The organism is Chloroflexota bacterium (genome assembly GCA_034717495.1).
Classification (GTDB): domain Bacteria; phylum Chloroflexota; class Anaerolineae; order JAAEKA01; family JAAEKA01; genus JAYELL01.
In genome coordinates this window covers 1-15284 of the sequence record JAYELL010000041.1, presented here as the reverse complement: position 1 = coordinate 15284, position 15284 = coordinate 1, and the positions used below count along the sequence as shown (strand labels likewise).

Here is a 15284-nt window from a genome sequence, read left to right as displayed (position 1 = left end):
GTTTGGACCACGAAGGGCAGGGAGGACACGGGGACACGGGGACGCCGCCAGCAGGCGTACCGTGAGGTAGGGAGGGTTTGGACCACGAAGGGCAGGGAGGACACGGGGACACGGGGACGCCGCCAGCAGGCGTACCGTGAGGTAGGGAGGGTTTGGACCACGAAGGCGCGAAGGGTGCGAAGGAAGCGAAGCGCGAAGGGTACGAAGGACACGAAGAGGGGGGACACGGGGACGCCGCCAGCACGCTACGCCAGCAGGCGTGCCGAGAGGCAGCAAGCGGTGCGTGAGCTAGGTAGCGAGGGGCGACACGGAAACGATGGTGGTGTAGCAGCAATACCGGGATCGGGTCATCTAAGAACCTGCAACGCAAGGCCAAGGAGTTGGGCATGGTTTTTGTCCCCCAGACAAGCGTTTCTTGGGAAAATTACCGCAGCTTATTCAGCTAACTCGTCAAGCCTTTTTTCGAGCAGAACTAAAGTTCGTTCCAGCTGCTTCAGGGACTCGCCAGCGCTGCCATGCCCGGGCGGCTTCTCTCCCGGTTGGCCGCTGCGTTCCAGCACACCCTGAACGACCGCCGGGTCGTGGCCTGCTTGCCGGATTTCTTCCAGGTCCGCCATGACCAGGCCGCGCGATATCTTGATGTCATAGCGGGCCAGGGTTTCCCGAAAATGTTCATAGCCGCCGGCCAAATCGACGCTGACCGAGCGAAATCCATGTTCGGCAATGGAGATTCGATCCTGCAAGCGCATGATATTGGCGAAAAACATGGTCGAATCGTCAGGTTTCGGTTCGATCAGAATAATGTCCACATCGGGATGGCGGCGCTGCAACTGTTTGATGTGGTATTTCAACCCGGCATGAACCAGGACACGGGTCGTCTGGGCGCTGACAGCTTCCAGCCCGCGCTGGCTGATCAGCTCCCCTGGTGGCGCACTTTTGGCTTCCTCCCAACCTCGACTGTCAAAAGGTACGAGGGAGTTGATGCATACCACCAGCTTTGCGCCATGTTCGATGGCCACATCGAGGCTGGCAGTGCCCCGAATACCGCCGTCGATATATTCGCGATTGCCGATGCGGACCGGCTTGTATACTACCGGGATTGCCGAAGATGCGGCGACTGCCAGGGGGATGGTAACGTCGGGAGTTTGGGCGCTGAACACGGTCCGTCGTCCGTTGCCCAATTGGGTGGCTACAATGTGAAGCTCCTTGGCCAAGGCATCAAAGCGGTCGCTGCCACCCAGGCGTTTGATCGTATTTTCGATCCAGTCGCCGTAGCCCATGATGTCGTAGATTCCCGATGGAAGGGCATCGCCCAGGCCACTGAAGACAATGTCGAGTACCGAAAGGCGTCTTCTGAGGGCCAGGGCCTCCTTGCCGGTAAACGCCAGGCGCGCCGGAAGGGCCAGGCCACGCCGCACAAACTCTCGGGTGTTGAAACGAAAAAGGTCTTTGGGTTCGGGGAACTCGACCAGGGGGTGTGTGGCGTTGACGACTCTCATCAGGTCCACGGAGCTGATGCCATTGGCCAAAAGCGATGCGATCAAGGCGCCCGCGCTGGTGCCCACGAAGATGTCAAAATCATTGACAGTACGGTTCAGTAACAGGTGATCGATCGCCCGCAGCGCGCCAATTTCATACACCGCGCCGCTGATACCGCCACCAGCCAATACCAAAGCGGTGCGCCCCAACGAGGACATGGCAGAGTCCGACCTTGTTGACATCATTTATACCTAACCTGGACAAGCCAGAGGAACGCTGATTACGCAGACCTCCGACGCTGATCTTTTCTGATGTCTGATCAGCGTTTATCTGCATATTTGGAATTGCTGGAACCTGATACTGCAGCTTGACTAACCATCCGCAGGCGGTTGCCTGAGACTGTTGGGGACTGAAGCCTGCCTTTCTTCGTCCAACATGGCATCGAGCACTTTGGTGAGTTGATCGACCTGGGCCTGGAGGCGCAGTAAGTCAACCCGCGAGGGCATGTTCAGCCGGTGCAGTGTCGTCTCAACCCGGGTGTCAAGAGCGCTGGAGTCAACTGAGTCCCAGGCGACCGTTTCACGCATTTCCTCTCGCAACTCCTGAGCCTCCTGCTCGCCAAGTTCACCCCGTCGCACCAATGAATCGATCCGCCGGTCGAATTCAATTTCCAGGGTGCGAATGGCGCCAATCGAGGCCTGGAAGGAATGGCGGACGTAGGAGAGGGTATCGCCACCGGTGCGAATCAGATTGGTGAGCAGGGCGTCAGGCAGAAAACCCTTGCCCTTTTTCTCTCGCTCGAAGATGATCTGGGAAAGGGTAATGCCCGTCAGGTCCTCCCCGGTCTCGTGATCACGCACTTCAACGTCATCGCCTTCTCGTATAAGCTCGGCAATACTGTTGAGCGTTACGTAGCGCTTGGCCTCGGTATTGTACAGTTTTCGATTGGGGTAGCGTTTTATCAGGACGGTAGTCATGCGGGTCCTCCTGGCATCGAGATTATACCGCGCCGCGCCGATTGTGTCCAAGCCTGAAATCCAACGGGCGCCGGTTCTGGTTCAGCGCCCGTTGGGTCAGGTTCGTTCAAAGGAGAGGCTTTCCAGAGTGAACTGGGAGAAAGATCAACCTGTTGCTTGCAGGGATTCATGCCACCATGCAAGGAGTTCTAAGCATCTTTCAGGGCATCTACTTTCTCAGCCAGCAGGGTGATCTTTTGGCTCAATGCATCGATATCGCTCTTGCTGGGTACGTTGAGGCGGGTCAACACGTTCTCGATGCTCTGGTCCACCATGGACTCGGTTTTGGTCTGGGCCTGGCTGCCTTTTTCTTCGACCGTGTCCTGAATCTCTTCTGCCTGCTGCCGGCGGCGGGCCAGCACATCGTTGACCAGCTTGCGCCCGTCTTGCTCCGCGATCCCACCCCGGTCAACCAGCCTGGCTACAAAGTCCTCGATCTCATCTCTGCTTAGGGCCACCGCGCCAACACCGGCCAGCAATACCTTGCGCACGGCCGCGGTCATCGAACTGGTACTCAGCGCAACGCCTGTGTGGCCATTGCTGGCAGCCTTCTCTTCGTCGCTGATGATCTCGGTTGTTTCTTTAGTCTGTTCTTCCATGAGAATAATCCTCCATATTTGGGTCGAAACATCACCCTGCGTGTTCCTTTGTGGCACAAAGTGTCTCGACATTTTTCACATCGTCGAAATGACGCATTGCGTCATAACCGATTATAGCACAGGGATTGGGACCGGTCAAATTCAATTGACGTCCCAACCTTTTTTTTGTATAATGTATGTACTCTCATCGGTATCTGTTTGGATTACTGTTGTTGGCCAGGTAATGACAAGCTGCAAAAAGGAGAACCAACGAATATGAAAAAGCCCTGGTTAGCCCACTACGAGGATGGTGTGCCGACGACCATCGACTATCCGGCAATCACGTTGCCCCAGATGTTTGACGAGAGCGTGGAAAAATACGCCAGGCAGAGCGCCCTTCGCATGGTTCTTCGCTACCTGCCGGCCGGCAGAACGGTCGGCGCTGAACTGAGCTATGCTCAGGTAAAGGACCAGGTGGATCGCCTGGCGACCGCCCTTTACGAACTGGGTGTGCGCAAGGGAGATCGCGTCGCAGTGCAGCTGCCCAACTCCCCCCATTCGTTGATTGCATTTTTTGGCGTTCTCAAGCTGGGCGCCATCGTGGTCAACACCAATCCCATCTACACAGCCCGGGAGATGCAGCACCAGTTCGCCGATTCGGGCGCCGAGACGTTGATTATCCTGAACAATTTCTATCCCAAGCTGGAGAAGATTCGCTCCGACACAAGCATCAAGCGGGTCATTGTCTGCCATATCAATGACTTTTCTGGCTTCCCCTATAACCTCCTGATCAAACGAACGCAGCAAAAATCGGGCGACTGGGTCGATGTGGCGGAAGGAAGCGGGGTCTTTCATTTTAAGTCCCTGATGGCGAACTATCCTGCGACTCCGCCATCCATAGAGATCGACCCCGAAGATATTGCCTTGTTCCAATATACCGGTGGCACGACCGGCGTACCCAAGGCAGCCATGTTGAGCCATCGCAATCTGATAGCCAATGTTGTCCAGTGCTCCAATTGGATCACCGATCTCGAACCTGGAATTGAGGTTATTATGGGAGCGATTCCCTTCTTCCATGTCTTCGGTATGACAGTTGCCATGGCATTGAGTGTCTACGTGGGCGGTAAATTGTTGGTCATGCCCAACCCCAGGCTGACAGAGATGTTGATGGATCAGATCCAGCGCGAGGGTGTGACTCTCTTCCCCGGCGTGCCGGCCATGTATATTGCCATCATCAACCATCCCAATGTCGCCCAGTATAACCTGCGAAGCGTCAAGGCCTGTATCAGTGGCGCGGCACCTCTTCCCATGGAGGTGCAGGAGCAGTTCGGCGAGATCACCGGTGGACGCCTGGTGGAAGGCTACGGCCTCACCGAGGCGGCCCCGGTTACCCACTGCAATCCTCTCTACGGGCAGAGAAAGCCAGGTTCCATTGGTGTTCCTTTTCCCGATGTAGAAGCCAGGGTGGTTTCGTTGGAGCCGGATGCCGGCGGCAATTTCCCTGACGTGTCCCAGGGGGAGGAAGGGGAGCTGGCCCTGCGCGCGCCTCAGGTAATGATGGGCTATTATCAACGATCGGATGAGACCGCTGCCACCATCGACGAACAGGGCTGGCTCTACACCGGCGATATTGTCAGGATGGACGAGCAGGGCTACTTCTACGTCGTCGACCGCAAAAAGGATCTGATCATCGCTGGTGGATACAACATCGTGCCGCGCGAGGTTGAAGAGGTGCTCTTCATGCATGCCGCGGTGCAGGAAGCGGTGGTGGTGGGGTTACCCCACGCCACCCGGGGAGAGACGGTCAAAGCCTACGTGGTGCTCAAGGAGGGCAAGACAGTCACCGACGAGGAGTTGATCCTTTTCTGCCGGGAGAATCTGGCGCCTTACAAAGTGCCCAGGATGATTGAATTTCGCAGCGAGTTGCCCAAGTCCATGGTTGGCAAGTTCCTGCGCCGGGTGCTGGTGGAAGAGGAGAAGCAGCGCATGGCAAGCGGGCAGGTGGATAGCGGATAGTTTTCCTGAGGAAAGGACACGGAGATGGGGCGGAGTGGGGACGCGGGGACGGTTTTGACCACGAAGGCGCGAAGGCTCACGCGCCAGCACGTGAGCTAGACGGTGCGTGACGTCACGGCAGCAGACGGTGCGAGAGCTAGCTAGCTAAGCCACCGGGAGGTGTGAGGTAAGGACGTGGGTCCGCGGGGACGACACCTGGGCCGGTGAATTTGTGCGAACCCGGTCGGCAGGGTACAATTGCCCGGTATTTCCTGCCACCGCCGCAACACCGATCTCGAACGACAAAGCAGCGCATGAGCTTCAGGTCCTGGTCCCTTTCCTCATACCAGACACAGACCCGTCTATTCCTGGTTCCCTACCTGCTTGGCACACTGGTATTGGTCGTGCTGCCGGCCCTGGCCACCGTGGCTATCTCCTTCACCGAATACAATGCCATTCGTCCACCGACCTGGGTCGGCCTGGAGAACTTCGCCAAGGTGTTGAGCTCCCCGCTGGTAAGGTTGTCACTGCGCAACTCCTTCCTGTTCGTCTTACTGGCCGTACCATTGAGGATTTTGGGCGCCCTGCTTCTGGCGTTGCTGCTGCAGCCGGCCGGCCGTCACCTGGGCTTTTTTCGCACTTCTGTCTATATTCCCACCATCATTCCGGAAACTGCCTATGCCCTGATCTGGCTCTGGGTTTTCAATCCACTCTACGGCCCGTTGAACGCCTTTTTGAATTGGCTTGGCTTGCCCGTCGTCGGCTGGCTGGTAGAGCCGCAATCGGCCCAGCTGGCCATGGTGGTCATGGCGCTCTTTCAGATCGGCGAGGGATTCATTGTGGCCCTGGTGGCGCTCAGAACCATTCCTCGTTCCTTGTACGAGGCGGCAACAGTTGATGGGGCAAATAAGTGGCAATCCTTCTGGCGCATCACCCTGCCGCTGATCGTTCCCTGGTTGCTGTTATTGTCACTGCGGGATCTGGTGGTCAGCCTGCAGAATACCTTTGCCCCCACCTTCATCATGACCTACGGTGGACCCTACTATGCCACCACCTACGTACCGTTGCTGCTCTACGAGTTGGGTTTCGACTTTTTCAAGTTCGGCGAGGCAGCCGCCTTGTTGGTGGTCTTTTATGTTCTGACGGGCTTGTTGGCCATCGGCATGATCAACCTGGTAGGACTGGGAAGGCAGGCCGACATTGCCTGATGGTCCATCCGATGGCATAATCAGCCATCATACGGCAGGTGCGGCCGTTCGGTTTTTGTTGGCACTGTTGCTGGCGGTGATCTTCCTCTTGCCCATCTACTGGGCACTGGTGGCATCTCTGCGGCAGCCTGGTTTGCCACCGCCCCAGACGGTTGAGTGGTGGCCGGAAGCGGCTCGCTGGCAGAACTATGCGGACATCTTCCGGCTCGTTCCCATGGGCCGCTATACCTTGAATTCGCTGGCAGTGGTGGCTATTGCGGTTCCTGCTACTCTGATTACCGCCGCGCTGGCGGGTTTCGGCCTGTCCCAGCTGCCCGATCCCGCCCGGCGCTGGCTGTTGATCGCCAGCATCCTGGTCATGATGATCCCGGCGCCGGCCATCTGGATGTTTCGTTTTCAGCTGCTGCGCTGGACCGGGCTGTTGAGTTCCCTGTGGGCGCTCATCATACCGGCCTTTGCGGCCAGCAGTCCATTGTTTGTCCTGTTGTTTTTCTGGACCTTTCGACGCAATCCGCAGGAGCTTTTCGAGGCAGCCCAGCTGGATGGCGCCAATGCCGTCCAGGTGTGGTGGCGCATCGCCCTGCCCCTGGCGCGTCCGACACTGGCAGCCGTGGCTGTGCTGACCTTCGTGCTCTACTGGAACGACTTTGTCGGCCCGGTGCTCTACCTTTACCGGCCGGAGACCTATACGCTGCCTGTCGGGCTGCAGATCCTGAAGCAGTATGATGCCACCAACTGGCCCCTGCTGATGGCCGGCGCGGTCTTCATGACTCTGCCCATCGTTTTTCTGTTCCTGATCTTGCAGCGCTGGTTCCTGACCGACCGATCGCTGGCGAATCTGCTGGAGAAGGGTTGAATTGAAAAACGTGATGTCACGAGCTCGTTTTTTCAACCTGGTTTTTGTATTACTCATCTGTAGTGGGCTGACCGTCGCCTGCACTGGTGGTGGCGATGTTGTCACCTTTATGGTCTTTGGCGATCCAGCTGAACTGGTCGCCTACGAGGCGCTTGTCGACGCCTTTGAGGCGGGCCATCCCGATATCGGCGTGGAGATGCGGCATATTCCCGGCCAGGCCGAGTACCGCCGCCGTCTGGCAACCGACTTTTCGGCCGGCGCGCCGGCCGATGTGATGCTGCTCAACTACCGGCGCTTCGCAACCTTCGCCGGCCAGGGCGGCCTGCAACCGGTCGACACCTATCTAAAACAAAGTGAGGTTTTACAGGAGTCTGATTTCTTCCAGCCCACCATCGACGCCTTCCACCTGGACGATCAACTCTGGTGCGTGCCCCAGAATATCTCGAGCCTGGTTGCTTACTACAACAAGGATCTTTTCGACCAGGCGGGCTTGCACCATCCGCTGCCCGACTGGACCTGGCAGGAATTTCTGGAAGCGGCCCGGTCGCTGACCGTCGATCTGGATGGGGATGGCACGATCGATCAATATGGGGCAGGCATATCACCCAACCTGTTCCGGCTGGCGCCCTTTGTCTGGCAATATGGCGGTCAGATCGTGGATGATCCCGAGAATCCCACCAGGTTGACCCTGGATGATCCAGCCGCCCTGGCGGCCTTTCAGTGGCTCGTCGATCTCCGCGGCAAGGAGGGAGTCGTTCCCGATTCGCTGGCCGAATCGGCCCGGTCCAGCGAGAACCGTTTTCTGGATGGCACCCTGGCCATCTACTTCAACAGCCGCCGCGGGGTGCCGACCTATCGAACCATCGGCGATTTCGACTGGGATGTGGTGGCCTTGCCCCACGGTCCATCCCAGGCCGGCATTCTGCACAGCGACGGCTACTGCATGGCGTCCAGTACCAACGACAAGGAGGCCGCCTGGAAATTCATCGAGTTCGCAAATTCGCACGAGGGACAGTCGATCGTAGCCCGGTCCGGGCGCACTGTACCCTCTCTGAAGTCGGTAGCAGAATCGGCCGCGTTTCTTGATCCTGATCAGCCGCCTGCCAGCAGTCGGGTCTACATCGATACCATTCCGCTGCTGGGCCGGGTGCCCATCATGACGACCTGGGCCAGCATCGAGGAGACAGCCAGCCGGGAGATCGAACGGGCCTTCTACGGCCAGGCGACTGTCCCGGAAGCGGCGGAAGCGGCCGTGGGCAGAACCAAGGCTTATTTTGATGAGGATAGGGAGGAAGTAAACAAGTAGACAAGTCTTCTGAAACCTTATGTAGCCGTGTAATGACAATACTTATCCAACTGAGTGACATCCAAGGAGAAACCTGATGCAATACACTCGCAAGCTATTTGGGGCATTGTTGATCGTGGCGCTGGTTGCCGGCGTCCTGGCACTGCCCACCGATCTCAACAACCTGGCACTGCCCGGCGGTGATCGTGCGCCGGCCGGTGTGGTCTCTTTCAGCTCAGACCAGCAGGAATCGACCGGCAATGACGTGTGGGTCGGCGAAACGGTCGAGCCTGTACTCACCGGCGAGGCCCGTGACCTGCCCGAACCGCAGATCGACTACGAACTGGATCGGGAGATCAACCCGCGTCTGAGCTACGGCTCCCAACTGCCACCCGACTTCCGCAGCAAGGGGGGCATCGATCCCCTGCTGGCTGTGCAGGCCGAGGCTCCTGAGGGCAGCGCCGAGGGCTTCGATACCCCCATCTTCAACTTCGACGGCGAGGGCTACCAGTTCCTCAACCCGCCGGATACCGTGGGCGATATCGGCAAGGACCACTACATTCAGATGGTCAACTCTACCGTTGTCAGCGTCTATGACAAGACCAATGCCAATCTATTGCAACGGTTTGATCTTGGCCTTCTGGGAGGTTGCTCAACCGGTACAGGCGATCCCATCGTGCTCTATGATCACCTGGCCGACCGCTGGTTCCTCAGTGAGTTTGGCCCGGGCAATTCCCTCTGTATCTTTATCTCTCAGACTCCCGATCCCCTTGGCGCCTACTACTCATACCAGTTCAGCACTTCTCAGTTTCCCGACTACCCCAAGTATGGCGTCTGGCCCGATGCCTACTATGCCACCACCAACGAGAGTGGCTCCGGCGTCTACGCACTGGAGCGCGCCGCCATGTTAGCCGGCGCACCAGCCACGTCTCAGCGTTTCCTCATCCCTGACCTGGCGGGCTTCGGTTTCAACGCTGTCACGCCGGCCGACCTGGATGGTATGACTCCTCCTCCCGCGGGTGCACCTGGTATCATCATGCGCCACCGCGACGACGAGGTGCATAACGTTGGCTCCAACAACCCCACCGAGGACTATCTGGAGATGTGGGCTTTCCATGTGGACTGGGCCAACCCTGGCAACACGACCTTCACACAATTGCCCTCCATTCCGATAGCCGAGATCGACTCCGATCTGTGCGGTCTCGTATCCTTCTCCTGTTTCCCCCAGCCAGGCTCCGGGACGACCCTGGACCCCTTGCGGGAGGTCATCATGTTCCGCCTGGCCTACCGCAACTTCGGTGGCCACCAGACCCTGGTGGGCAACCTGGTCACCGACGTCAACGGCAATGATCTTGGTGGAAAACGCTGGTTCGAGCTGCGCAACACCACCGGCACCTGGGACCTCTACCAGGAAGGCACCTACTCACCGGACAGTGTGAACCGCTGGATGGGCGCCATCGCCATGGATGGCGCGGGCAACATCGCTCTGGGCTACAACGTCTCAGACGCCACCAGCACCTACCCGGGCCTGCGCTACGTGGGCCGGCTGGCCAGCGATCCCCTGGGCACCATGCCCCAGGGCGAGTACACGATTGTCGATGGTTCTGCCGCCAACGGCAGCAACCGCTACGGCGACTACAGCGCCATGAGCGTCGATCCGATCGACGACTGTACCTTCTGGTTCACCGGCGAGTACAACGAAACCAGCCAGTGGAGCACCCGCATCGCGGCCTTCCGCTTCGACGCCTGTGGCAGCAACGACTTCACCATGTCTACGACGCCGCAAGCGCAGTCGATCTGCGTGCCCGACGACGCGGTCTATGACGTGTCGGTGGCAGTCATCGGCGATTTCATGGGTGACGTTTCGCTGGCGGCCGTGGGCAATCCAGGGATTGCCTCTTTTGCTCCCAACCCGGTGACGCCACCCGCCAACAGCGCCTTGACCATCAGCGGCGCGGGCGTGGGCAACTACACCTTCGACATCGTGGGCACCAGCGTGATGACACCGTCCCTGGTGCACAACAACACCGTGATGCTGGAAATGTTGGACGCTGCTCCTGTGGCGCCCACCTTGCTGACCCCACCCAACGGCGCGAGCGGTGTGAATCCCGCGCCAACCCTGACCTGGTCAGACGTGGGGGCAGACAGCTACATGGTCGAGATCGCCACCGACGCCGGCTTCAGCAACATCGTGGAGTCTGCGACGGTACCCGGTACTAGCTACCAGGCCGGGCCACTGAACACCAATACTACCTACTTCTGGCGGGTGTCGGCCGAAAACGCCTGTGGCGTCGGGGCTTACTCCGCAGTCTTCGACTTCACAACCTGGTCGGCGCCTGGCGACTGTGGTCCTGGCACCACGCCCTACCAGGTGTTCTTCGATGACTTCGAGAGTGGTACAGTCGGCTGGACCACCGGTGGCACTGCCAGCACCTGGGCTCTGGGCGGGGGTGTTGCCCCCAGCGGGCCGGTCAGCGGCAGCTCCGTCTATCACGCCGATGACGTCGGCTTTGTTTCCGACCAATACCTGATCTCTCCGGCCGTTGCGCTGCCCGTTGGCCAGTCGCCGTTGAGTCTCAAGTTCTGGAACTACCAGGAGATCGAGGATAGTTTCAGTGGTTGCTTCGACGGTGGTCTGTTGGAGATCTCCACCAACGGAGGTGCGACCTGGACGCAACTGGAGGCGGAACTGCTGACCGATCCCTACGATGGTCCCATCTCCGGTAGCTTTGGCAACCCGAGAGCCGGGGACAACGCCTGGTGTGGCGATCCGCAGGATTGGCTAAACAGCATCGTGGACCTGGATGCCTATGCTGGCCAGACGGTGCAGCTGCGCTGGGTGATGGCTACGGATAGTTCCGTGAGCCATCCCGGTTGGGACATCGACGACGTGGAGGTACAGTCGTGCCAGACGCCGACGGCGGTTACTCTAGGCGAGATGTCGGCCAGTGAGGCCCAGTCGCCTGTGGCAGGCCTGCCGCTGACGGCGTTGCCTGCGTTGGCGGGTGCGGCCCTGGCCGCGGCGTATGTGCTGCGAAGGCGCAATGCACAATAATTGACCTTGCCCCGGCCTATGACGTCGGGGGTTAGTCATCGAATCGAAAATCCAGGCGCTCCCGCAGGTTGACCAGACCAGTGGGAGCGCCTGGTTGTCCTGGAGAAAATCGTTCTGTTTTTCGTAAATCGCTCATGATGCTATAATAATGCCGTCCCTTACTGTCGCCCTCTGTGGAACCTCTCCACAACCAATCAGTCACGTCTCAACATAGATAGTGTTCAAGGAGGTAGACGCAATGAGCCGACGAGTCTCTGCTACAGTTCTGGCGTTGATCATGGTCCTGACCATGGTCTCATCCCTTTCGGCCGCTGGATTGACTCTTCCAGCCAACCAGGAGCCCGAAACCACCGACGCAGGCATCTACCGCGGCGTCATCACGGATATACAGTTCGACATCTCGCCCCCGCTGCGAGACATAGCTCCTCTGCAGGTCAAGGCCGGGGAACCCAGGGAGATCCCGGAGCGCGATACCGGCCTGGAGGGCCCGCTTGGCCCGCAGGACGTCGATGCCGTCGTTCAGAATCAAGTGGGCACCGGCCGCATCCCTGGCCCCATCATCAGCTTCGACGGGCCTTCCAACCTTGCCGGCGTGTCCCCTCCCGACCCGGTGGGCGACGTGGGTCCCAACCACTACGTGGCCATGAGTAACCTGTACTGGGCGGTCTATGACAAGACCGGCACGCTCCTTCTCGGCCCGCTGCCCAACAACAGCCTGTGGGCCGGCTTCGGCGGCGACTGCCAGACCGACAACTCTGGCGATCCCATCGTGGTCTACGACCAACTGGCAGACCGCTGGATACTGACGCAGTTCACCAGTTCGGGCCCAACCTACTTTAATTGCGTGGCTATCTCGACCAGCGGCGACCCCACGAGCACCTACTACCGCTACGCCATTGGCACCGGTACCAACTTCCCCGATTATCCCAAGTATGGCGTGTGGCCCGATGCCTACTACATCAGCACGCGCGAGTTCGCCGGCCCTAATTTTGCCGGCATCGGCGCTTATGCCCTTGACCGGGCCCAGATGATTGCCGGCAACCCCGCGCCTACAGTAATCTCCTTCCTGGTGCCTCCCGGCGCCGCGCCTTACAACGTTGGCGACGGTCTGCTGCCGACCGACCTGGACGGCTTTACCCCGCCGCCGGCCGACACGCCCAATTACTACGTTGGCTCCATGGACGACGGCGGCCAGTACGGTGCGCCCCAGGACGCGCTCACTATCTGGGAGTTCGACGCGGATTTCGTCACCCCGGCCCTCTCGACCTTTACGCTGGCCAACACGCTGCCGGTGGCGGCATTCGACTCCCAGTTTCCCTGCTCGCCCGGTTCCCGCGACTGCATTCCGCAGCCGGACACTGCGAACAAAGTCGACGTGCAGTCCTATCGCCAGCGACCTATCTGGCGCCTGGCCTACCGCAATTTCGGTTCCCACGAATCGCTGGTGACCAATCAATCGGTGGAAGCGGCGCCGAACATGGCCGGCGTGCGCTGGTACGAGGTGCGCGATCCCGGCGGAACCCCCACTGTCTACCAGCAGGGCACCTATGCGCCCGGCGTCAGTGATGGCATCCATCGCTGGTTCGGCAGCGTGGCCATGGACAGCGCCGGCAACATGGCCTTGGGCTACAGTGCCTCCAACGCCACCACCACCTATCCCAGCGTCTGGTACACCGGGCGCCTGGCCGGCGACCCACTGGGCACCATGCCGCAAGGCGAGGCGTCCATCATCGACGGCACCGGCTCCCAGACCGGCAGCCAGCGCTGGGGCGACTACACCTCCATGAATGTCGATCCAGTGGACGACTGCACCTTCTGGTACGTCAACCAATACATCCCGGTGACCAGCTCCATCGGTTGGAAACTGCGTATCGGCGCCTTCCGCTTCGACGAATGCGGCACGCCAGACTTCACACTGTCGGCTACCCCGAACAGCCAGGCGATCTGCGTCCCCGACAGCGCTGACTATACGGTAGACGTTGGATCAATCATGGGCTTCAACGACCCTGTCGACCTGGGCACCAGCGGCGAGCCGGCCGGCGCAACCATCAATTTCAGTGTAGACCCGGTGACTCCCCCGGGGTCCAGCACATTGACCGTGGGCACTGCGGCCATCGCTGGCGGAAATTATTCATTCGACGTCACGGGCACGTCGACGACCGGCACGAAATTCGAGACTATAGGGTTGGACGTTTTTGACAGCGTGCCCGCCGCACCGGCATTGCTGACGCCGCCCGACAATGCAACTGGCGTTGCCTCCAGTCCAACCTACACATGGAGTGACACTGGGGCCACCAGTTACACTATCGAAGTAGCCACCGACGCGGGCTTCACCAACATCGTCGATTCAGCGACCGTTCCAGGCACGACCTACAACGGTGCAGCCCTGGCGCCGACCACTGCGTACTACTGGCGAGTTTCGGCCAGCAACGCATGCGGCACCACGCCGGCGACGACCTACTTCACCTTCACCACAGCCGACGTGGTCTGCAGCGCACCCCAGTTGGGCATTCCCGACAGTGGGCAGGTCAGCGATACCATTGTGGTGGCCAGTGGCGGTATATTGACCGACCTTGATGTCTACCTGAACGTGCCGCATACCTGGGTGGGCGACCTGGCCTTCACCCTGGAGCATGTGGACACCGGCACGACGGCAACCATCGTCGACCGACCAGGCAACCCTGCTACCACCTTCGGCTGCTCGGGCAACGACTACGACGTGACGGTGAACGACGAAGGACCTGATGGCGACATCGAGACCCAATGTGACGATGCACCTGCAATCTGGGGTGATCGGGTGGGCGGCGATCCGCCTGGACCGGTGCTGGCAGCCTTCGACGGCGAGAGTTTTGCCGGTTCCTGGGAGTTGACCATTAGCGACAACGCCGGTGGTGACACAGGTACGCTGATGGAATGGTGTCTGATCCCCAGCGATGATGGCACTGAACCGCCCAATATCTATGTGGATCCGTTGAGCCTGGGTAGTGCCCAGCCGACCAACACGAGCGTGAATCAGACGCTGAGCATCAGCAACACAGGTGGTGGCATGCTGGACTGGCTGATCGAAGAGGAAGATACCACGACACCGAGGCCGGCACCTGCGGCCAATAGCGTGCCAGAGCGACTAGGGACGACGGCACCGGGCGGGGCTTCGCCACAGTCAGCACCCAGTGCGGATGTGATACAGGATGGCAGCTTCGAGGCTGGCACACCTAACCCCTTCTGGACTGAGTTCTCCCTGAACTTCGGTACACCGCTGTGCGACGTGCCCAGTTGCGGCACGGGCACCGGCACCGGCCCGCTAACGGGGGCATGGTGGGCCTGGTTCGGTGGGATCGGTGCATATGAAGAGGGCAGTGTATCGCAGGTCGTCAACATCCCCAGCGGTAGCCCGGCGACGCTAACCTTCTGGACGGAACAGATTGTCTGTGACAGCGTCGCGGACTACATGGAGGTGACGGTCGACGGTACCCAGGTGTGGATGACCGACGGCAGCGATCCAGCCTGCGGCGTGCTGGGCTACCGGGAGATCACGGTAGATGTGAGTGCCTGGGCTGATGACGGCCCGCATACGCTAGAATTCCACTCGGAGATCTTTGCCAACAATGGCGGCGGCTCCAACTTCTTCGTGGACGACGTAGTGCTGGATGCCGGCAACGGTGGAGGCCCTTGCCAGGTGCCTTCCGACATCCCGTGGCTGTCGCTGAGTCAGTACGCCGGCTCCAATGCCGGTGGCACCGATACCGATGTGACAGTGACTTTCGACTCGACAGGGTTGGCCGACGGTGTGTACACGGGCAACCTGTGTGTGA

General features: G+C 59.7%; 9 protein-coding genes. 6 read left to right on the top strand and 3 right to left on the bottom strand.

Annotation, left to right across the window (positions count from 1 at the left end; genetic code table 11):
* Positions 1–434: 434 nt before the first annotated feature.
* The 3 genes from U9R25_08635 to U9R25_08625 all read right to left on the bottom strand — a co-directional run bounded on the left by U9R25_08635 (position 435) and on the right by U9R25_08625 (position 3094).
* Entirely contained in the window at positions 435–1724 is a 1290-nt protein-coding gene (locus U9R25_08635; protein ID MEA3335960.1) for a patatin-like phospholipase family protein, read from the bottom strand.
* Positions 1725–1850: 126 nt separating this feature from the next.
* Positions 1851–2456: a polyhydroxyalkanoate synthesis regulator DNA-binding domain-containing protein gene (locus U9R25_08630; GenBank protein MEA3335959.1), complete on the bottom strand. Its 606-nt coding sequence runs from the start codon at positions 2454–2456 to the stop codon at positions 1851–1853.
* Positions 2457–2644: 188 nt separating this feature from the next.
* Complete coding sequence (locus tag U9R25_08625) at positions 2645–3094, bottom strand: phasin family protein (GenBank protein ID MEA3335958.1); 450 nt, start codon at positions 3092–3094, stop codon at positions 2645–2647.
* A 255-nt stretch (positions 3095–3349) separates the two neighbouring features.
* On the opposite strand from U9R25_08625, the gene U9R25_08620 reads away from it, so the two are divergent.
* From U9R25_08620 to U9R25_08595, 6 genes are all read left to right on the top strand, one after another.
* On the top strand, positions 3350–5089 hold the full coding sequence (locus tag U9R25_08620; protein MEA3335957.1) for a long-chain fatty acid--CoA ligase: 1740 nt from the start codon (positions 3350–3352) through the stop codon (positions 5087–5089).
* A 293-nt stretch (positions 5090–5382) separates the two neighbouring features.
* Complete coding sequence (locus U9R25_08615; GenBank protein MEA3335956.1) at positions 5383–6276, top strand: sugar ABC transporter permease; 894 nt, start codon at positions 5383–5385, stop codon at positions 6274–6276.
* Positions 6269–7132, top strand: a complete 864-nt coding sequence (locus U9R25_08610) for a carbohydrate ABC transporter permease (protein MEA3335955.1) — start codon at positions 6269–6271, stop codon at positions 7130–7132. The genes U9R25_08615 and U9R25_08610 overlap by 8 nt, the downstream gene beginning before the upstream one ends.
* 13 nt (positions 7133–7145) lie before the next feature.
* The gene (locus tag U9R25_08605) at positions 7146–8438 is read left to right on the top strand and encodes a sugar ABC transporter substrate-binding protein (protein MEA3335954.1); all 1293 of its coding nucleotides are present in this window, start codon (positions 7146–7148) and stop codon (positions 8436–8438) included.
* 76 nt (positions 8439–8514) lie between these two features.
* The gene (locus U9R25_08600) at positions 8515–11472 is read left to right on the top strand and encodes a choice-of-anchor J domain-containing protein (GenBank protein ID MEA3335953.1); all 2958 of its coding nucleotides are present in this window, start codon (positions 8515–8517) and stop codon (positions 11470–11472) included.
* A gap of 238 nt (positions 11473–11710) precedes the next feature.
* On the top strand, positions 11711–15284 hold a 3574-nt coding region (locus U9R25_08595; protein ID MEA3335952.1), incomplete at its 3' end, for a proprotein convertase P-domain-containing protein.

Excerpts from the sequence above, each read along its gene's own strand:
- U9R25_08635 (MEA3335960.1), bottom strand. The coding sequence starts at position 1,724 with ATGATGTCAACAAGGTCGGACTCTGCCATGTCCTCGTTGGGGCGCACC.
- U9R25_08630 (MEA3335959.1), bottom strand. The coding sequence starts at position 2,456 with ATGACTACCGTCCTGATAAAACGCTACCCCAATCGAAAACTGTACAAT.
- U9R25_08625 (MEA3335958.1), bottom strand. The coding sequence starts at position 3,094 with ATGGAAGAACAGACTAAAGAAACAACCGAGATCATCAGCGACGAAGAG.
- U9R25_08620 (MEA3335957.1), top strand. The coding sequence starts at position 3,350 with ATGAAAAAGCCCTGGTTAGCCCACTACGAGGATGGTGTGCCGACGACC.
- U9R25_08615 (MEA3335956.1), top strand. The coding sequence starts at position 5,383 with ATGAGCTTCAGGTCCTGGTCCCTTTCCTCATACCAGACACAGACCCGT.
- U9R25_08605 (MEA3335954.1), top strand. The coding sequence starts at position 7,146 with ATGTCACGAGCTCGTTTTTTCAACCTGGTTTTTGTATTACTCATCTGT.
- U9R25_08600 (MEA3335953.1), top strand. The coding sequence starts at position 8,515 with ATGCAATACACTCGCAAGCTATTTGGGGCATTGTTGATCGTGGCGCTG.